Source organism: Methanobacterium veterum (assembly GCF_000745485.1).
Lineage (GTDB): Archaea > Methanobacteriota > Methanobacteria > Methanobacteriales > Methanobacteriaceae > Methanobacterium_D > Methanobacterium_D veterum.
Genome location: NZ_JQJK01000008.1, coordinates 64,484 through 84,535 on the forward strand (window position 1 = coordinate 64,484; position 20,052 = coordinate 84,535).

Consider the following 20,052-nt stretch of genomic DNA (forward strand, 5'->3'; position numbering starts at 1 on the left):
AACTTTTTATCAGGTTTAATAATGTCTATTTTTTAAATAGTAATAATTATATATGTAATATTAATAAAATAATATAATAATGCCTTGAATTATCAAAATTTTAGATAAATCTGGAATTATTCATTGGCCTTAAAATTATACATTTATTGAATTAGTTAAGGGCTAATAAATAAAAGAAGTCACCAAATGTTTGATTAACTCTGAAAGTAGTTCCAGAATTTGTTTATAGAATAAAGGGGTGAATAAAATCAGAAAATTAAGTAGAAATGGTAAAATCGCTGTTGCAAGTTTATGCATTATAGTACTTGTTATGGCAATAGGAATCTATGGAATAACTAACAATAATCCAAGCACGACCCAATCTGTTGCCACAGATACACAACCCCAGACCAACGGCACTTCCTCAGCCAAAGCCACATCCGACTACACTACCAAGGTTGACAGCATAAGTAAAAATGCAAATAATGCTTTAAATGATTCATATACCGTACTTGAAAAATATGCAAACGGAGCAATAGATCAAGATGATGCTGTTTCAAAACTTCAAAAGGATAAAGCTAGCTTGAATAATGCACTTACAGAAATTCAAAGTTTAACTCCACCACAAAACCTGCAAAATTTCCATAATTTGTTAATATCAGGATTTCAAGATCTTAATCAAGCATTAACACTTGAAATCAACGGGCTGCAGAATAACAATGCAGATGATCTGCAAAGCGCTGCTGACTTAACAGATAGTGCAATTTCAAAGTTTAAACAAGCAAAACAAGAAACTAACCAAACGGTTTAGTCTTCCTTCTTTTTATATTTAATCTTTTTAATTTTAATTTTAATTTTTAATACTTAAACTAACTTTTTCATATATCTATAATTAAAATGGTAATAAATTACTATTTAACTTAAGTATACATTAAAATAGCGTCATTTCACTTATTAATTACTAAATAAAATGTTACATGCATTGATCTAATGTTAGATAAATTAAATATATAATATTAAATATACTATTTTTATGACTTATTGCCCATATTGTAATACAGAAGTTAAAGAAGAAGATTCATACTGTTACAAATGCGGTAATAAATTAAATATTGAATGTTCAAAATGTCAGAAAAAAAATCGTAGTGATGCATTATTTTGCTCAAATTGTAGAAATAACCTAAAAATTACAGGAAAAGAAAGTTCATTTCTATATTGGAAAAATATATTTTTAATTGTACTCATAGCAATTATTCTAACTGGAACATTTCTATCACTAATTACTATTAATAATTTAACCATTAATAAAGGCCTTTTAGCAATGATAATACTATTTATTGGTGGTTTAATCTTTTTTTTAATTAATAAGAAGTTTAAAAATTTAGTATTTATAAGTTTTATCTATTCATTAATAATTACAATGATATTCTATACATCTGGTACTGAAACATATAGCATTACCAAAACTATTTCTTATAATTTTTCAATATGGAATATAATAAATTCTCCACTAGTATTTCCAGATTTAATCTTAGCAATTTATATGTATTATCTGAAATTACCCATATCTATATTTATATCTGGAATTTTAGGTGGGATTTTAGGCATATTACTATTATTATCATTATTAAAAAACAATCAAATAAAGAAAATATCTAGTTTTTGGAGACCATGGAAAAAGTCAGATATTATTTCTATTATAGCAGTAACTGTGTCACTAATAGTTGCATGTTTTAGTTTGGGATACAGTTCAATGCCAGGAGACCTATACATTGAAGATCCAACAATATTTGGAATAAATAATAATGTTAGCATACCTAATTCAGACTATATCCTCTTACAAGTAGAACTAAAAAATGACGGAGGTCAAGATTTAGTTATTAAAAATTTATTTTTACAATTAAATTCGACTAGGGATACTAATAAATCATCCTGGTTCGATATGATTGGAGAATATCCAGAACTATCAACAGAATCTTTTAAAAAAGATTTAATATTTAAACGAAGCTTAATACTTAGACCCCACTCAACTATATCAAAAGTATTAGTCTTTAAAAGAAATCTTAATTCCACTAATCTTGAAAATAACAAAAATTATGCTATAAATTTTGGTTACACTAACTTCGAAATAAATAGAATAAAAATAAATATTGGGAATATAACAATTCATGAAAGAACAAATGAGGACACAAGCCATGGAAATTGGTCATATTGGCCTATTGAGCAAAATTAATAGTTTAGTTAAACTTTGTTTTAGCCATCTAAATTTTAAAAATATTCATCTAAATTTTTTTAGAAAGGTTTAAATCAAACATCTTCTAATTTACTAATATACAAATTTTTTTCTAACAAAATGTATCTAAAACCGAAACCTTTATAAGTATATAAGTATATACTTATAGACTATGTTGAGGATAAATTCTGAACACACCTCCGACTTATCAGAGGAACTGGAAGAATTGTTCAAAGCACTCGGAAATGTTAACCGACTGATGTTAATCTATAAATTAGCATCCGGCGAAATGGAGAAGGTTAGTGTTACTGAAATGGCAAAGATAACGGGTTTAACCCAACCAGCTGCTTCACAACATCTTAAGATACTAAAAACTGCGAAGATCCTCAACGCAACAAAACAGGGTAACTATATATATTACACCTTCAACAAGAGTGCCCTAATAAATCACAAAGAAAAAATTGATTTTTTATTTGGTTGCCTGTTTTTAAAGTGCAACAAATCAGGAAAGCGCGAATAACATTTATCCATTATCAAATTTGCGCAGTAGATATTAAATTAACATAATTACAGAATCAAGGAAAGTAAAACAATAATTAAAGCCTAATTTGGCCTTAAAAAAGGAACTACCTACCCTTGAGTGATATCATGACAGAAATGAACATCAACAAAGAATTGTCTGTACTGGTTATACCAAACACAGTTTATTTAAATAAGACTGATATAACCTTAAAAATTAGTAAAAAAATTGGTAGCGAAATCTACAAGCGAGTTGCAGCAGATGACTTCTATGGAATTGCACTTGCTGTCCGTGAAGGAAGTACTGAAGGACTGTACAGCGAAGAAGACTTCTACCAAGTAGGTACATTAATTAAAATTCAAAATGCCAAAGCAATGAAAGATTTCTATCAAATTAAAATGGAAATCGTTGAAAGAGTAGAAGTAGATGAACTAATTCCTGAAGGGACAAATTACAGGGCAACCTACAGGTTAATTCCAGATATAATGGACTTAGATCCAGAAGATGAAGAAGATATACTCAAACACATCAAATATCTGGTTTCTGAAATAAGTGAAAACTTCAAAGGCTCAAAAACATATGTTGAGCAGGTAAATAAATTAGATGACATAACCAAAATCATAGCCTATGTTTTCCCATACATGAGAATATCTCTTGAAGAAAAACAGGCCTTACTTGAAATACGATCACTAAAAGAAAAGAGCTTAAAGTTCTTAGACATTTTAATTGAACAAAAAGAAGCCGTAAAGTTCCAGATGGAAATGGCTGCAAAGTTCAATGAAGAAATGAGCAAAAGAAACAGAGAAAACATGCTCAAAGAGCAGCTTAGAGCCATACAAGAAGAACTTGACGATGTAGAAGGCGGAAGCGGTAAAAAAGATTACAGGCAGTTAATAGAAGAAGCAGACATGCCTGAAGATGTCAAAGAAGTAGCTCTTGAAGAACTGGCTAAACTTGAAAGACAGGGCCCTCACAGCTCAGAAGAAAACGTCATAAGAAACTACCTTGACCTGCTTGTTGCCCTTCCATGGGGTAAAAGCGAAATCAAAGATATTGACATAGAAGCTGCAAGGAAACTCTTAAACGAACAGCACTACGGACTTGAAAAAGTTAAAGACAGGATCATCCAGCACCTTACAGTAATGAAATTAAAACAGAACAAACAGGGGTCCATTTTATTACTTGCAGGACCTCCAGGAACTGGTAAAACCAGTTTAGGTAAAAGCATTGCTGAAGCTTTAGGACGTAAATATGTTAGAATCAGCCTTGGTGGTGTTAAAGACGAATCTGAAATCAGAGGTCACAGAAGAACCTATCTCGGAGCTTTACCTGGTAGAATTATCCAGGGAATGAAACGCGCAGGCGAAAGAAACCCAGTATTCATCTTAGATGAAGTTGACAAAATAAGAGCAGGAATAAACGGTGACCCAGAAAGCGCATTACTGGAAGTATTAGACCCAGAACAAAACGACACTTTCTCAGACCACTACTTAGAAGTACCTTACGACCTATCCGATGTATTCTTCATTGCAACCGCAAACTCACTCAGAGACATTCCAGGACCGCTAAGGGACCGTATGGAAATCATAGAAGTCGGCAGCTACACCAGCCACGAGAAATTCCATATAGCTAAAAATCACCTGATTGGAGAGGTACTTGAAGATCACGGTTTAGATGACACCCAACTTCAAATCGACGACGAAGCTTTAAAAACAATTATTGAAAAATACACCAGAGAAGCTGGTGTAAGAGGACTTAAACGTCAGTTATCTGCAGTTGCAAGGGTAGCATCAGAGAAAGTTGTACTTGGTACAGTTGATTTACCTTACGTTGTCAAATCAGACATGTTATACGACATACTAGGCCATGAACTTATCGCACAACAACAGGCAGGTAAAAACAACCCTCCAGGAGTTGTAACAGGTCTCGCATGGACTCCAGTAGGCGGTGACATCCTGTTCATTGAAGGTGCATTCATGCCAGGTAATGGAAAATTAACTCTTACAGGCCAATTAGGTGATGTAATGAAAGAATCAGCTAAAATATCTCAAAGCCTGATTCGTTCAAGACTTGCATTCCATTTAGAAGGCATTGAGTTTGACAAAAAAGACTTGCACATCCACGTTCCATCAGGGGCAATTCCAAAAGATGGGCCGTCTGCAGGTGTAGCACTGTTAACCACCATTGCATCACTGGTAACAGGCCATAAAGTTGACCCTAAACTGGCTATGACTGGTGAAATTTCACTTAGAGGTGCAGTACTTCCAGTAGGTGGAATTAAAGAGAAGGTACTTGCAGCCCATCGTGCTGGAATAAACAGAATTATCCTGCCAAAGGATAATGAAAAAGATTTAGATGATATTCCACAGGACGTTAAAGATGAGATAGAATTCATCTTCGCTGAAACAGTGGAAGATGTAATAAGTGAAACAATTGGTATTGAACTTCCAAAACCAGTGATGTACAACATGACATCAAACCAGATAACAGGTGGAGCTGGAGCTTAAGCTCCTTTCACCTTTAATTTGACCAAAAATCCCTATCCTGCCTTAAACTTATCTTATTTACCTCCAAATTTATATTGCAGGATAGGGATCCTCCTTTAATTTTTATTCACTTTTATTTTTTATTTTCCCTATTCAACCAACTAACGCATACATAACTCACCTCCAAGTTGGATAGGGACTTCATTTCTTTATAAAATTTCAATTTGAAGTTGTATGGAATTATAGACTAACAAATATATTTCAATAATCACAACTCAATAATCACAATTTATCAACCAATTTTTTAATATTTAAAGTTATAAGGTTATGAAATACTTAAAATCGTTAAATTAGCATAAATGAGCAGCTACAGGTATATGTGCCTGCTTATTTATACCCGTTTTGAAAAATTTTTAACTTGGGAGTTAAAGCAAGTTTTTATTTTTAATCTTTCGATTTTGCCATTTAATTTTTTTATGTTCATCCCAAACCACATTGTTATTTTTTTTGTAAGTTGAACTTCCCATCGGTTGATCCTTCAAATTTTATTTCTATATCCTGTAAATCATCCAAAATAGAAAATAATATTAATTATAATATAATTAATAATATTTGGAGTGTTAAGTTAAAAATATCGCCAGATGTATTTTGAGATGCTCCTAAATTTATGGAGGACATTTAAAATGGTCAATAAAGCTGCATGGATTATAAAGTGTGATAACTGTCAAAAAGAATATGACATTCCAGAGAGTGCCCCTGCACGATTAGAAGAAGTGTATGGAGAAAAAAGGTTAGTGTTAGAGTTTAGACCTGAGTGTCCCTACTGTAACACATATAACTCACGCATAGCAATAAGCCGGTGATCAAATTTATTCAGATTTCAAGTACCCGCTCTTTATCAAATAATTATACCTAAAAAAACCTTAAATTTCAAAATTTCCAGAACTGCACAAAAAATCATCGAATTTAAAAATAAAAAAATTAAATTAAAGGATCAGGTATCTTAGCATCAGGTTTATCCTTCAATCCCCCTATTTTTTCAATTCTTATTTTTAAAAACTTTTCTCCAGCTTCTGTAACTCCATAAATTGGTATAGAGGCACCTGCAGTGAAAATTTCTCTCCCTTCACCAACTTCTCTTATATATTTTGAAGCACAGCCAGTTACAACATCTGCATAATCAAACAGCTCTTCAGCTTCTTCTTTAGACATTTCAGTTACATGGGCAGCAAATATGTAAATATTAACCCCTTCATGTTCTTTTTCAATTTCTCGGAGTGTTTTTGCATCCTCTGCAGATATAACAGAAACTGCTATTTTTTTGTGGCCCATCTCAACAGCCTTTAGTACACCTTTAATCTGGTTAATTTCAGCAGTTTCAGGATTAAGAACATTTTCAGGCCCTACCTTAACAATGATTTTTTCAATAGGTGATGTGCTTAAAAATGCAGATATTCTGCCAGCCATACCCTGAACAAACTCAGGATCCTCAACGACGGTAGTTCCACATCCTTCACTTACAATAACCGCGCAGTCAATTATACCTTTATCAAGAAGAGTTCCCAGTGTTTCAGATACTCCAAACGATAAAAAATCTTTCATACGTAATTTTCGTTCGGAAGTACACATTCCAAAATCTTTGATTCTAAATTCTATATTTTCTTTTACGGCCTCCGGTGTAATCTCTTTGATTCCTCTGTATTTATCAAAAAGGGGGCAGTAATTGATTTTTGGTTCTCCAACTTCCACCACTTTGCCATCTCTTACTACAACCCTTGCTTTTCCAAGCGCTTCTATTACATGTTCATCCATTGCTATCCCTCATTTTACTGATTAATTTGTAATCTCACAGAGGAAATATATAACATTTTCATATCTATTAATCATAGTTAATTATTGAGTTTTATAATCATTTAAACCACAAAATAACTTAATGGAAAGATACTGACCATAATATCGTTACTAAAATATTTAATTCGTTAAATTAACTTTAGCCAAACATATCCAAATCATTAACCAGCAATCTATTAAAAAATCAACTCCAATTAATAACTATATTTTTATACTACCACTATACTATAGTATAGTGTAGGAGGGGATCTGTTATGGATGAAATTAAGGATAAAAATTTAAAAGTAAATCTAGAGAATGTACAAGAAGATCTTAATACTGTTTTAAGAGAGCTACTTGAAACAAATAAATTCTCTTCACCAAGTAATGAACGATTAGAAAAAGATCGTGAACTGCTTGAAGATGCACTTGAAAATACGTCCAATATACATGAAATCAAAAAAATAACAAGACTACTGCAGCTCATACACGGAGCACTCGATGAATACCAGCATAGACAAAAACCACGCATGATCCCACGTAATTATACCTTACGTGAAGACCAAATACGTAAAATCAAAGATTATGCCGCAGATAATCAGTTAAACAATGTCAGTGCAGGATTAAGAGATTTAATTGATATAGCTTTTGATGCGATGAAGAATAAATAGGAGATATGGATTTTACAAATTGCCTTAAAAATGTTTTATAGGTTTCATAATGTGTAATCACATTTTCAGAGCCAGTTTAAAAAAAATATTGCATGTCCATACAAATATCTTAAACATTAGGAGGCTATCCAGTTAATGACCATATCATCTATTAAGTGCTTTAAAAAGATAAAACAGGGTTTCAACTGATCAAACAGTTAATATGAGCACATTTGCTAGTTATAATTGTTTAAAAGTTCAGTTCATGCATAAATTAAAATTTCACCCCACCGTAGAAAGCATCAATACAAACTCTGCAAATTTATCTAAAGCCATATTCGAAAAACTTCTTTAACTTCCCCTTCTCCATTTTGTGCACTAATAAAATTTATTCATGGACTTTTTGCATCCATACACGTGTGTTTATCTATTTATTTCTTCTTTTTATACTGTTTTTCCCATAGGCTTCTGTCATTGCACTGCTACCTTTAATATCACCAATATTTCGAGCTCCAGTTCCATAGATTACACTTTTTTCTTTCGCGCCACTAAGTACAGGAGCAAATCCCTCAAATCTCCATATAATCCTTTCAAGAGCCTGTTTTCTTGTGACTGCGCAGTTGCAATGAAATAAAAGTCTTTATCTTTGATTTCCATATATCTTGATATGTTCTGTCAATTAGAGTTTTCATCTGCGCCCATGGTATAAATAAACAGGTGTTGCCATGACAATCACATCAGCTGCAACCCTCTTATCCATGACTTCCGCCAATCATGATCACAGATATATCCATTTCTTTTACAAGTATCACATGGCATACAATAATTAATTTTCTTATCTTAAAAAAAATTTTAATAAACTTCGTTATAGGCTCATATAACGAAGTTGTAAAATTTCTGATTTTACACATCACAATCATAAGATTGTGATAGTCGGCAAAATTCGTAGAATTTTAGAAAAATGCAAAGCATTTTTCTAACCTTTGGAAATCTTCGATTTCCAATGTTTGCAAATTTTCAATTTGCAACCGTAAAAAATCGTAGATTTTTTACATGCTCAAACGCTTTGCGTTTGACAGTCCCAAAAACTTTCAGTTTTTGAGGATTTTGTGACGTCAAAAATTAAGTTTTGATAGTCGACAAAAAACTATGTTTTTTGTGGCGCACAAAAATTTAAAATTTTTGATAGTTGATTTCAGATATAATTATAAAAAATATATCAGTTTAACTATCTAACAAAAAGTTAAAACTTTAAAAATTAACGCTTTTTCTATTGCCCAGCCTATATGTCATAGGTTATTTTTAGCAATTTCTTCTAAATAAACAATTAATTATTTTATTTATTAATTTTCATTAGATACAACACGAAATTAAACTAAAAAAATAAGAAAAATGAGAAAGAAATAAAATTAAATAATTATAAAAGTTCATCTCTTAAATCAATGGTATCTACATAAACTAAAAAAATAAGAAAAATAGAAATTTATAAAAAATAAGGCTTATAAAAGTTCATCTCTTAAATCTATTGTATCTTCGAGATCAGGTCCTGTTGAAATTATAGTTACAGGTACGCCTGTTTCGCCTTCAATTTCTTCTATAAACTTTTTAACTTCTCCAGGAAGTTTAGAATAGTCTGTTACATTCTCACAGTTTGGGAAAAGTTTATCTACACAGGTTAATGCGATTTGAGTTGCACCGTTTATCATGCATGATTCTCTTGCAAGTTCCATGTCAAATAAGCCTACCCTCCTTCTACGGCCAGTTACGGTTCCGTATTCTTCAATACCCATTTCTTCAGCTTTTTCCTGTGTTATTTCAGTTGCAAAAGGTCCTTCACCAACTCTTGTTATATAAGATTTAAAAACAGCTATTACTTCATCAATCCTGGTTGGTCCCACACCCACATCAGCTGCAAATGTGCTTGCTGTTGTGTCTTTGCTTGTTACATACGGATATGTACCGTAGTAAAGAGAGAGGCCGAATCCCTGAGATCCTTCAATAAAAACCTCTTTATCATCATCTAATGCGTCATTTACTTCTTGAGGGACATTTGTTAGGTAATCTTCAAGTTCTTCATATTGTTCTGCAAGTTTTATAGTCCTCATAACTCTGTCTGAGTTTGCAGGTCCACATCCAGTTCCAGTACTTCCTATTTTGTTTTTAAGATAATCAGAAGCCTGATCCTGTTCTTTATGTTTGTTTTCTATAATTGCACATCTATAATCAACAAAAGTCCTGTCCCTAACATTATATTTATTTAAATATTCCATTTCATGCATGAAAACTTCAGGATCAACCAGTACTCCTGCTCCAATGAGCATTCTCGCACCAGTATGTACAAATCCGGAAGGAGTTAATCTTAATCCATATTTTTCGCCGTGAATTTCAACAGAGTGGCCTGCATTTGGACCTACACCTGCTCTTGCTATAATGTCTGGTTTATCATTGTCACAAAGATAAGTGATACATTTACCTTTACCTTCATCTCCCCAGGCGCCACCAACTAATATACTACATGTCATATTTTAATTCTCCATAATTATTCGCCTCTTATACTATGGGAAGACCTTGATAAAAATCTTTCCCCTAAGAGTTTGAAGTTTTATATTAATTTATTTAAAAATCATGAAAACATTTAGAACTAAGTTTATCTATTACATGTTATCTTTTATAATGTATCCTTAAAATCGTTGAATTAATTTTTTATAGTTTCTCCATTGGTTTAATTCTAATTTTGTTAAACCATCTTTTTTACAATACCTTTAAAAAATATTAAAATTCACTTTTTAATATCCCATGCATTGCCGTAGTTAATTTGTCATTTATCATATAAAGATTAACTGCAAATTTTCATACATGGCCCATGCTCAGTTTACAGGTACTTGAAACCACATTTGTAATTAATCTAAATCATTCATTAAAAATTATATAATACTTTAAAATATTTCAGTTAAACATATCATACTTGAATAAAGTGATTTAAAGATAAACACCCATTTACAACTAATTCAATGAAATACAAACAAATTAATTAAATATTTCTTATAACATTTCAGTAAAATATATTATACTCAAAACAAAGTATTACTTGCCGTTATACTCAGATCCAAATCTAAATACCTTCTTTACTAAAATTGAATAGAATACGCACTTCAAATCAGTTAATAAATCGTCCCCAATATTTCAGTAAACTATATCACAATCAAAAATAAAGTATTCCATGTTATCATGCTCAAATTTAAAGATAAACACACTATTTACAACTAATTCAATAAAATACAAGCATTAAATCAATTAAATATTTTTTTTATAACATTTCAGTAAAATATATCATACTCAAAACAAAGTATTCCATGCTATCCTACCCAGATTCAAATCTAAATACCTTCTTTACTAAAATTGAATAGAATACGCACTTCAAATCAGTTAATAAATCGTCCCCAATATTTCAGTAAACTATATCACAATCAAAAATAAAGTATTACTAGTGATATCATGCTCAGGTTTGAAGGTATAAAAGAATATGATACGGCTGAAAGTATCCAGACTGCACGTGAATGCGCCATAATATTTTCAGATGATGAATTACCTAAAAGCATATGTAAAGACATTGAAGAAACGCTGAATAGATATGAGTTTAGTAAAAAAGAAAAAGTAGAGATTGAAGTTAGATACATAAAGAATGTTGCTGAAATTATTGTGTCTGTTCACTGCCCTTTAAGACGTTTGGTTGGTAAAAGCGATGAACAGATCCTGCGCGGCCTTAAAAATTACAGGTCCCGTTTTGAAGATTACTATAACAATATAAAACCTTACTAAACCTTTTTTTAAATTTCTTATTTTAGGACACTAATGTTTAGATAATTCATCAATTATATTTACAATGTTTTTAAGGGCAAGCCTGAAGTCTTCTATTCTAATATTTTCATTTGGAGAATGTACTAGCGAACCCCAGTATTCTGCACCTGTAGAAACTGTTGGGATACCTAATTTATTTATGAAATTATAAATAGGACTGCTTCCAACAGATATTGGATAAATTAAAGGTTCTATGCCGTATGTTTTTCTAGTTGCATCTCTAATTATATCCACTGCAAATGAAGAGGGTGGTGTTTTAGCTGATTCATAGCCGTAATGATACTTAACCTCAATATCACTGAATCCATATTTTTCTATATGTTTATGGAGATTTTCAAGAAGCTTTTCAGGTGTCTGCCCTGGGAAAAGTCTAAAGTCTACTTTAACAAGGGCTTCACTTGGAACTATAGTTTTGGTTCCCTCTCCAATGTAACCTGATTTTATACCATCGATGTTGCATGTTGGTTTCAAATATAAGGACTTCAGGGCCTCAAACCCTTCAAATTTCCCTGCAAATTCAGTTAGTCCATATTCTTCCTTGGTTTCCTCATCATCAAAAGGAATTTGTTTTAAAAGTTCTTCATCTTCTTTAGTTATTTTAATATCATCATAGAACCCTTCAATCAGGATTTTACCTTTTTCATCTCTAAGACTGCTTAAAAACTCCACTAGTCTCCAGACAGGATTAGGAACTAGTCCTGCCCTGCCGGAATGCACGTCCCTATCAGCTTTCTTAACAAAAAATTCAAAAAATGCAAGCCCCTTGTAACCAAGCTTTACAGACGGCCTTCCATTCTCATGTCTGTCGCCAGATTCCCAGACACCTATATCCGCTTCAAATAGTTCTTTATACTTGTCAATATATTTTGGGAGTGATACACCCCCTACTTCCTCTTCACCCTCAAAAACAAATTTTACAGCTGCTGGAAGATCACCTGCTGTTTTTAAAATAGATTCAACGGCCTTGACTCGAGCTATAATATTCCCCTTGTTGTCTGCAACTCCCCTTGCAAATATTTTGCCGTCTCTAATGGAGGGCTCAAAAGGGGGGCTCGTCCACAGCTCCAGGGGATCTGCCGGCTGCACGTCGTAGTGGTTGTAAAAAATAATTGTTTTACTATAATTTTCAGGTTTGTACTCCCCATAGATTAGAGGATTGGCCCCTTCTAACTCCAGTACTTTAACATTTAGTCCTGATTCTTCAAGAATTTCCTTGATCCTTATTACACATTCATTTATGCCCTCATCTTGCACAGATATAGATGGAATAGAACATATTGATTTAAGGTCTTCAATAAATGTGTCAAGATTTTCATCCACATATTCCAGCGCTTTTTGCATTAAATCACCAATAAATTAAAATCAATATCTAATGATCTAAATTCTGTTGTTAATATAACTTAAGAAATCCCTTGGGAAAATTTGATTTAATTCATTTTTTGTTTTGATTTTGAAGATGTTTTTTAGATTTCCTAAAAATTTTCTTATATCCACCTATCTTGAATATTTGGAGATTTGAATTTATTTGCTTCAGCTACTACTTGAGCCGCCAGCGGCAACCGGCGGCGTTATGTATAAATAAAAAATATTTACATGTGATGTTTTTTCGATGAAAAGTGAGTAGAACTCCGGATAAATTCCTAAGAAGCTTGAAAAGATGAAAAATAACGTAAATTAGGTAATAAATTTCTAATCATATTTTGAATTGTATTTAAAGTCATTAAACCATTTTAAATCCATCCAACCAGATACGCACTGGTAGATTATATAAGGGATGGGATTAACAAGATACAGTAATAAACTTATAATTGATGCTAAACCAATAATCCACACGGCTGTGCCCGCTGGACGAAATAGTTATAATGATGTAAGTAGATGCATTTAATGATTTTTTAAAAGCTGGATAGGATGGCGATAAAAATGGGTTTGTGGGAAAATATCGAATGGAATATTGACGAGGAAAAACAAAAAAACAAAAAAAATGCAGAGAAAATATTGAAAGATTTTCCTGATGTTGAGGGTTTAAAGGAAGCTCTTGATGGTGTACAAACTTTAATGGACTCTGAAATCTATGATAAAGTTTATGAAGCTAGTAAAATGAATCCAGAGGAAGATTCCTCGTATATTGATACTGTGGATGATCTTTTGAAGTTGAGGCAGGTTAAATTAGCTTCTGAAGTGCTTAAGAAGCCTCCGCTTTATATATCTTCTTTAACAGGTGTTATTGTTGCAACTCATTTTGAAGCATTATTTGGGTTAATTCGTGAAGTAGACTATGCTTACATTCAGAAGAAATTAAATCATGAAAATACTGTAAAAGAACATGATATTTTAGAACGTTTAATGTCATTATTAAATGATTTTGATAAACCTGTAAATTTCCAACCCCCTAATAATGAATTTTATAAAGAATTGAAGGGGATTAAGTGGGATAAGCGAGGTAAAAAACTATTTAATAAAATAAACGGAATACGCAGAGATATTACAATTGTTAAATGGGTTTCAGATGCAAGTACTTTTGGAACAGGGGAGGGTTTTGCTTTAACATTCCTTGCTGCTTGTAACGCTGTAAATCAATGCAGAAACAAAATATTGCCCGAAGATATGGTAGTATCTTATAAGACTTATTTGAAGTTGTTGAATACTGATATTTCTAAATTGGAAATGTAATAAGATTGGAAAAATTTTATATTAAAAATTACATATTTTATACGCCGCCGGCTGCCGCTGGCGGCTTAAGTAGTAATATCAAGCTATTAATAAATAATATCTCTAGATAGTTAGGGATAAAAAGAAATATAATTTATTTTGACATTTAAAAATAAGGAAAAAATCGTATTTAGTTAAAAATTAAGAAAATAGGAAAAAAGGTAAGTATTCGGGTCAATTAGAAGGATAGTTTAGATATCCTGCTCATTGCTTCTTTGGTATTTTCAAGCGTGTTAAATGCGGTTAACCTGAAGTAACCTTCACCACTTGGACCAAATCCTACACCCGGTGTACCTACAACATGGGCTTTATCTAACAAGGTGTCAAAGAATTCCCATGAATCCATGCCGTTTGGTGTTTTGACCCATATATAAGGTGAGTTAACTCCACCGTAAATTTTAAGGCCAATGTTTGTCAGGCTTTCCCTGATAATTTCAGCATTTTTCATGTAGTAATCAATTGATTCTTTGATTTCTTTCTGCCCTTCAGGAGAATAAACCGCTTTGGCAGCGACCTGTATGGGATAAGAGACACCGTTGAATTTGGTTGTCTGCCTCCTGTTCCACAGAGGGTTTAAAGCTTGAGGATTTCCTTCCCCGTCATAGCCCATGAGTTCTTTAGGTACTACAGTGTAAGCACATCTGGTACCTGTAAATCCTGCATTTTTAGAGAAGCTCCTGAATTCAATTGCCACTTCTTTTGCCCCTTCTATTTCATAGATACTGTGAGGGATGTTGTCTTCACGTATGTAAGCTTCATAAGCTGCGTCGAAGAGAATTATTGCATCGTTTTCTCTGGCATAGTTTACCCATTTAGCTAACTGTTCTTTTGTAAGAGCAGTACCTGTAGGGTTGTTTGGGAAGCATAAATAGATTAAGTCTACATCTTCTTGTGGGAGTGCAGGTACAAGGTCATTTTCTTCTGTGCATGGAAGATAAACAAGTCCCTGATATTTTCCGTCTTCTCCCATAGGGCCTCCACGTCCTGCCATGATGTTAGTTTCCACATAAACAGGGTAAACTGGGTCTGTTATTGCTATTACATTATCCAGCCCAAATATTTCCTGGATGTTTCCGGTATCACATTTTGCCCCGTCGCTGATGAATACTTCATCATTATCTAATTGAATTCCCCTTGGAGCGTAATCATTTTTGATGATTTCTTCAATTAGAAAATCGTATCCCTGTTCCGGCCCGTAACCTCTAAATGTGTCAGCCTGGCCCATTTCATCAACTGCGTTTTTGAATTCGTTTACCACTGCCTTTGGTAACGGCCTTGTGACGTCACCAATACCCATACGGATAACGTCGGCATCAGGGTGTTCATTTTGATATTTATCAACACGGTGAGCAATTTCTGCAAATATATAACTGCTCTTAAGTAATAGATAGTTCTCATTAATTTTGACTGCCATTTTAAGTCCTCTTTTAGTCCTAATTATATATTGGTTAATTTATTTATTCATTTATGTGCAAAGTAAAATCTCAACTTACCATCAACTATTTCATCTAACCTTGCAAACCCGAAACGTTCAAACTGCACAATATCATTAACTTTTAAGTCCTTGCATGAAGGTTCTGCAAGACCAGCTGTGACACTTGCATCAGGCATTACAACTTCTACATCCCTGTTATATTCTGCAGGGATCCAGTGAATAAACTGGGCACCGACTTTCTTTGCATCTTCAAAGTTTGAATTATACACGACCCCAATATAATCTTTTTCTGCATCGGCATAGTCTAATCGGAAAATAATTATATTCAGTGCGTCCATAAGCCTTATAGCTTTATAAAACAGTTTATCAGCAAGTTCATATTCTAATTCTTTTGCAAATTCTAGAATATCTGAATCAATTTCAGTGTTTTTTTCTGAAATCTGGTCGTTAATTATCTTGATTTCTTTAAATCCTTCGTATAAATCTTCTTTTACAAGATAAACTTCGCCGTTGAATGGAATTTCACGGTATCCGCGATCTAAAAAGTCAGGGTGTAACGGTCTTTTAATTATTTCCTTGTTTTCTTGAGGGAAATCATCTATTATAACTTCTTCAGGGTTCCAGACAAAGAAATACCGGTTTGCAGCTTCTTCTAAAATCGCACGGTTTAATCCGTATATTTTCTTCCAGCTTACAACTGAATCGGCCATTTTAACACCTATTTCATTCATGAGCTCTTGAATGGCCTCTTTCATTATTCCACGCTTTGCAATGGCCCTTATTGTTCCAAGTCTTGGGTCATCCCATCCAGAATAAATACCTTCATCTATACCTGCCCTTGCTTTAGAAGTACTTAAAGCAATGTCTTCCATTTTAAGTCTTCCATAGTGTATGAAAACTGGTATGTCCCAGCCGAAGTAGTTGTATAAGTACTTCTGTTTTTCAGAATTTGCAAGGTGGTCTTTTCCACGTAAGACATGTGTGATTTCACACAGGTGATCATCTACAGCCACGGAGAAATTCATCATTGGGTAAATCTTATATTTCCTACCAATACGAGGGTGTTCAGCATCTACAATCCTCATTATAGCATAATCCCTTATTGCAGGGTTTTTATGTTCTATGTCAGTTTTAACTCGAAGCACCGCTTCTCCTTCATCAAGGTTTTCCATGTTTCTCCAACGTTTGAGATTCTCTTCCACACCTAAATCTCTGCATGGGCACGGCAGTGACTGGTCTTTTAATTTTTTGAATTCACCGGCTTCACAGTCGCACATGTAAGCTGCACCCATCTCAATGAGCTTTTCTGCATATTCGTAATAAATTGGAAGCCTGTCACTTTGAATAATTTTCTCATCAATTTCAACGCCCATCCACTGAAGATCTTCATCTATCATTTCATAGGCATCTGGATCAACCCTGCGCGGATCTGTATCTTCAATACGGAGAACCAGTTTACCGCCGTACCTCTTTACATATTCATTGTTTAAAACAGCCGCCCTTGCATGCCCTATATGGAGAGGGCCACTAGGGTTAGGTGCAAACCTTAAGACAACTTCACCTTTAACATCTGGAAGGTCTGAAAGTCCTTTTTGTTCCACTTTCTTTTCTTTTTCTACTAATCCGCCTCTTTTGGCAAGTTCACTGGCTTGAGTTTCGGGATCCATAGAATTTACTTTTCCAACAACCTGGCCTGCAAGTTTAGAAACTTCTTTTGCCTGGCTTCTAAACTCTGCATGGGAACTCATAATACTGCCGATTACAGCACCCATCTGGGCTGTTCCCTTATGTTTAACTGCATTCATAAGGGCATATTTATATAAAAGGTCTTCTAAATCGCTCATAAAATCACCCACAGAAATAAATAATAATAAAAACCCTCAAGCAACTTTTGCTTGGGGTACTCGAAAACTTAAGATTTTCGAAAGTCTTAAAATTTGATTTTAGGATCCCGAAAACGTATTTCATGGATGCCTAAAATTTTGGAATATAAATAAAAGATGTCCTAGTGAGTCCTTTCAATTACAAAATCAGCGAATAATTCAAGGGCTGTTTTTGCATCAGAATCATCTAAAACATTTAAAAGCTCTTTTGCAGTTTTAACATCTTCAAGAGCTATATTTCGAGTATATTCAATTGCGCCGTATTTTTCAAACAGTGCAATTGCATCATCCACTAAACTCTCATCATTCTGGTTTAATATATAAATTAACCTTTCTTTATCTTCATCTGATGCCTTTGAAAGCGTATGAACAACCATAAGGGTCATTTTACCCTTAACTATATCACTGCCAACGGGTTTTCCAATTTCAGCAGCATCACTTACCACATCAAGGTAATCATCTTGAATCTGGAATGCCATTCCAATTAATCTTCCGTATTCTGCAAGAGCGTCGATCTGTTCATCTGTTCCCCCACCGATTAGAGCCCCTGCTTTAGTTGCAGCAGATATAAGTGCAGCAGTTTTCTTGTAGATCATGTTCAGGTATTCTTCTTCTTTAACATCTAATTTTCCCTCAAATCCAATATCTAATGCCTGCCCTTCACATAATTTAATGCATGCATCTACTGCAGCGCTCATGGCGCGCATAATTCTTTGAGGCTGGACATTTTCTATGTTTGTTTCAAGCATAGATTCAAATGCCTTTGAGAATATGGTGTCTCCAGCTAGAATTGCCATCGGTTCTCCCCATATAGCATGAACTGATGGTTTTCCTCTTCTCATATCATCTTTATCCATTATATCGTCGTGTATAAGGGAGAAAGTATGGATCAGTTCCACTGCTGCGGCTGTTTTAAAAGCATCTTCCTTTTTGCCCCCAACAGATTCACAGCATAATACAACAAGTGCTGGGCGCATTTTCTTGCCCCCAGCTTTGGTTAAATGAGCTGATGCTTCACCGAGGGATGAAGGATCAATGGTTTTCAATGATTCTTCAATTTCTACATCAACGTTTTCAGAATATTTTTTAAGTACCTGCGTTACTTTCATCAAACTCCTCCGTTAAATACCTGTGCCTGGCCATTTCTTAATATATGAATATTGTTTCCTAGTTTATAACCTTCTTCCTCGGCAAGTTCAGTATAAGATGCAAGCATTTCAAGACTTCCATGTGATGGAATAATATGCATTGGATTGAGCATTCTTATGAAGTCCCTGTGGTCTTCACGTCCTGCATGTCCTGATACGTGGGCATTTGTAAATATTCTGGCACCACTTGATTTAAGTCTTCGCTCAAGCAAGTTCCTGTTTGCAACATTCATAGGGTTTGGAATGATAGGTGCAGATATTACCACATTATCACCATTCCTAACATTGAAATGTGTTTTTCCACCAGCGATACGAGGTAAAAGTGCATCTGGCTCTCCCTGATGTCCCGTTGTAACTAAAAGATATTCTGATCGTTTTTCTTCTGCCCTTGCAAGGGCTTTGTTTACTGCCTTTGGACTTCCATATATACTTGCAGTTGCAGGAAGTTTTAAAATTCCCATATTTTCAGCTATACTGCAGAAACGCTCCATGGATCTTCCAAGAAGCAGCATTTGCCTGTCGCTTTCCTTTGCTATATTACATATAGCCTGGATACGTTCTATATGGGATGAAAATGTTGTAACAAGCATCCCGCTCTTTTCATCCATTGGACCAAGCATTATATCCTTAAGCATGATCCTTGCAATCTTTTCAGAATGAGTTTTAGCTTCCCCTTCTTCCGAAGCCCTGGTAGTATCCACTATAACTGCAAGAACACCTTTTCTTCCCAGTTCTTTTAATCTGCTGTAATTTGGGGGTGGAGAAAGCAGCTGATAGTTGTCAAATTTAAAGTCATTTGAATAGACTATAATACCTTCAGACGTGTGTAAAGCTGCCATTGCAGTTTGCGGAATACTGTGAGTCATCTGTATAAACTCAAGTGTTATATCTGGAGATATCTGACATTTCTCACCAGGGTTTAAAACCTGCAGGGGATTTGTAACTGTAAATTTCTTTTCTGCCTTAATAGTTCGCTCTATAAGAGCTAAAGTGTAAGGAGTTGCTATTATAGGAGCTTCATACCTGTGTGCAAGCTTTGCAACAGCCCCTATATGATCTAAATGTCCATGTGTAAAGACAATTGCCCTTACTTTTCCATCAACTTCTTTCATTAAAGTATCGTCAGGAATAACACCTCTCTCAATCAAATCAAGGCTGTGCATTCGTGCGATATCTGTATCTTCATGAATATGAATTCTATCAAGATGAATTCCCATATCAAATATGACAACATCATCTCCGACTTTAACAGCGGACATGTTTTTTCCGACTTCTTCATATCCACCAATTGCTATTACTTCAACGCTCATTTTTGACCTCC

The 20,052-nt window shown here is 33.9% G+C and carries 15 protein-coding genes; 8 read left to right on the top strand and 7 right to left on the bottom strand.

Annotation, left to right across the window (positions count from 1 at the left end; translation table 11 throughout):
- Positions 1-238 precede the first annotated feature (238 nt).
- The 5 genes from EJ01_RS00375 to EJ01_RS00395 all read left to right on the top strand — a co-directional run bounded on the left by EJ01_RS00375 (position 239) and on the right by EJ01_RS00395 (position 6,081).
- Positions 239-790: a hypothetical protein gene (locus tag EJ01_RS00375; RefSeq protein WP_048079955.1), complete on the top strand. Its 552-nt coding sequence runs from the start codon at positions 239-241 to the stop codon at positions 788-790.
- Between the two features lie 222 nt (positions 791-1,012).
- Positions 1,013-2,212, top strand: coding sequence for a double zinc ribbon domain-containing protein (locus EJ01_RS00380; protein WP_048079956.1), 1,200 nt, complete (start codon positions 1,013-1,015; stop codon positions 2,210-2,212).
- A gap of 226 nt (positions 2,213-2,438) precedes the next feature.
- Positions 2,439-2,732 carry an ArsR/SmtB family transcription factor gene (locus EJ01_RS00385; protein WP_245611112.1) on the top strand — a complete coding sequence of 98 codons (294 nt, stop codon included), beginning with the start codon at positions 2,439-2,441 and terminating at the stop codon, positions 2,730-2,732.
- A 128-nt stretch (positions 2,733-2,860) separates the two neighbouring features.
- On the top strand, positions 2,861-5,239 hold the full coding sequence (gene lon, locus EJ01_RS00390; protein WP_048079958.1) for an endopeptidase La: 2,379 nt from the start codon (positions 2,861-2,863) through the stop codon (positions 5,237-5,239).
- 662 nt (positions 5,240-5,901) lie between these two features.
- A complete protein-coding gene (locus EJ01_RS00395; protein WP_048079959.1) occupies positions 5,902-6,081 on the top strand; it encodes a hypothetical protein in 180 nt (59 codons plus the stop codon).
- Between the two features lie 118 nt (positions 6,082-6,199).
- On the opposite strand, the gene EJ01_RS00400 is transcribed toward EJ01_RS00395, so the two are convergent.
- Positions 6,200-7,030 (bottom strand): methanogenesis marker 8 protein, encoded by an 831-nt coding sequence (locus EJ01_RS00400; protein ID WP_048079960.1) that lies wholly within the window; start codon positions 7,028-7,030, stop codon positions 6,200-6,202.
- 293 nt (positions 7,031-7,323) lie between these two features.
- Between EJ01_RS00400 and EJ01_RS00405 the strand changes: the two genes are divergently transcribed.
- Positions 7,324-7,719 carry a hypothetical protein gene (locus tag EJ01_RS00405; RefSeq protein WP_048079961.1) on the top strand — a complete coding sequence of 132 codons (396 nt, stop codon included), beginning with the start codon at positions 7,324-7,326 and terminating at the stop codon, positions 7,717-7,719.
- Between the two features lie 1,478 nt (positions 7,720-9,197).
- Here EJ01_RS00405 and EJ01_RS00410 read toward each other — a convergent pair.
- Positions 9,198-10,220, bottom strand: coding sequence for an adenylosuccinate synthetase (locus tag EJ01_RS00410; RefSeq protein WP_048079962.1), 1,023 nt, complete (start codon positions 10,218-10,220; stop codon positions 9,198-9,200).
- Positions 10,221-11,193: 973 nt separating this feature from the next.
- On the opposite strand from EJ01_RS00410, the gene EJ01_RS00415 reads away from it, so the two are divergent.
- Positions 11,194-11,517, top strand: a complete 324-nt coding sequence (locus tag EJ01_RS00415; RefSeq protein ID WP_048079963.1) for a hypothetical protein — start codon at positions 11,194-11,196, stop codon at positions 11,515-11,517.
- Positions 11,518-11,547: 30 nt separating this feature from the next.
- Here EJ01_RS00415 and EJ01_RS00420 read toward each other — a convergent pair whose 3' ends face one another.
- Entirely contained in the window at positions 11,548-12,897 is a 1,350-nt protein-coding gene (locus tag EJ01_RS00420) for a M20/M25/M40 family metallo-hydrolase (RefSeq protein ID WP_048079964.1), read from the bottom strand.
- 567 nt (positions 12,898-13,464) lie between these two features.
- Between EJ01_RS00420 and EJ01_RS00425 the strand changes: the two genes are divergently transcribed.
- The gene (locus EJ01_RS00425; RefSeq protein ID WP_048079965.1) at positions 13,465-14,226 is read left to right on the top strand and encodes a hypothetical protein; all 762 of its coding nucleotides are present in this window, start codon (positions 13,465-13,467) and stop codon (positions 14,224-14,226) included.
- A 217-nt stretch (positions 14,227-14,443) separates the two neighbouring features.
- Here EJ01_RS00425 and EJ01_RS00430 read toward each other — a convergent pair whose 3' ends face one another.
- The 4 genes from EJ01_RS00430 to EJ01_RS00445 all read right to left on the bottom strand — a co-directional run bounded on the left by EJ01_RS00430 (position 14,444) and on the right by EJ01_RS00445 (position 20,041).
- The gene (locus EJ01_RS00430; RefSeq protein WP_048079966.1) at positions 14,444-15,679 is read right to left on the bottom strand and encodes an LL-diaminopimelate aminotransferase; all 1,236 of its coding nucleotides are present in this window, start codon (positions 15,677-15,679) and stop codon (positions 14,444-14,446) included.
- 47 nt (positions 15,680-15,726) lie between these two features.
- Positions 15,727-17,544: a glutamate--tRNA ligase gene (locus EJ01_RS00435; RefSeq protein WP_048079967.1), complete on the bottom strand. Its 1,818-nt coding sequence runs from the start codon at positions 17,542-17,544 to the stop codon at positions 15,727-15,729.
- Between the two features lie 161 nt (positions 17,545-17,705).
- Positions 17,706-18,692, bottom strand: a complete 987-nt coding sequence (gene idsA / locus EJ01_RS00440; RefSeq protein WP_048079968.1) for a short chain isoprenyl diphosphate synthase IdsA — start codon at positions 18,690-18,692, stop codon at positions 17,706-17,708.
- Positions 18,692-20,041 carry an RNase J family beta-CASP ribonuclease gene (locus EJ01_RS00445; RefSeq protein WP_048079969.1) on the bottom strand — a complete coding sequence of 450 codons (1,350 nt, stop codon included), beginning with the start codon at positions 20,039-20,041 and terminating at the stop codon, positions 18,692-18,694. Before EJ01_RS00445 ends, idsA begins: the two co-directional genes overlap by 1 nt.
- Positions 20,042-20,052: the final 11 nt, after the last annotated feature.

What these genes read in the sequence shown, in the direction of transcription:
- EJ01_RS00405 (WP_048079961.1), top strand. Translation starts at nt 7,324, where the DNA reads ATGGATGAAATTAAGGATAAAAATTTAAAAGTAAATCTAGAGAATGTA.
- EJ01_RS00420 (WP_048079964.1), bottom strand. Translation starts at nt 12,897, where the DNA reads ATGCAAAAAGCGCTGGAATATGTGGATGAAAATCTTGACACATTTATT.
- EJ01_RS00435 (WP_048079967.1), bottom strand. Translation starts at nt 17,544, where the DNA reads ATGAGCGATTTAGAAGACCTTTTATATAAATATGCCCTTATGAATGCA.
- lon (WP_048079958.1), top strand. Translation starts at nt 2,861, where the DNA reads ATGACAGAAATGAACATCAACAAAGAATTGTCTGTACTGGTTATACCA.
- EJ01_RS00410 (WP_048079962.1), bottom strand. Translation starts at nt 10,220, where the DNA reads ATGACATGTAGTATATTAGTTGGTGGCGCCTGGGGAGATGAAGGTAAA.
- EJ01_RS00415 (WP_048079963.1), top strand. Translation starts at nt 11,194, where the DNA reads ATGCTCAGGTTTGAAGGTATAAAAGAATATGATACGGCTGAAAGTATC.
- EJ01_RS00380 (WP_048079956.1), top strand. Translation starts at nt 1,013, where the DNA reads ATGACTTATTGCCCATATTGTAATACAGAAGTTAAAGAAGAAGATTCA.
- EJ01_RS00445 (WP_048079969.1), bottom strand. Translation starts at nt 20,041, where the DNA reads ATGAGCGTTGAAGTAATAGCAATTGGTGGATATGAAGAAGTCGGAAAA.
- EJ01_RS00395 (WP_048079959.1), top strand. Translation starts at nt 5,902, where the DNA reads ATGGTCAATAAAGCTGCATGGATTATAAAGTGTGATAACTGTCAAAAA.
- EJ01_RS00425 (WP_048079965.1), top strand. Translation starts at nt 13,465, where the DNA reads ATGGCGATAAAAATGGGTTTGTGGGAAAATATCGAATGGAATATTGAC.
- idsA (WP_048079968.1), bottom strand. Translation starts at nt 18,692, where the DNA reads ATGAAAGTAACGCAGGTACTTAAAAAATATTCTGAAAACGTTGATGTA.
- EJ01_RS00400 (WP_048079960.1), bottom strand. Translation starts at nt 7,030, where the DNA reads ATGGATGAACATGTAATAGAAGCGCTTGGAAAAGCAAGGGTTGTAGTA.
- EJ01_RS00430 (WP_048079966.1), bottom strand. Translation starts at nt 15,679, where the DNA reads ATGGCAGTCAAAATTAATGAGAACTATCTATTACTTAAGAGCAGTTAT.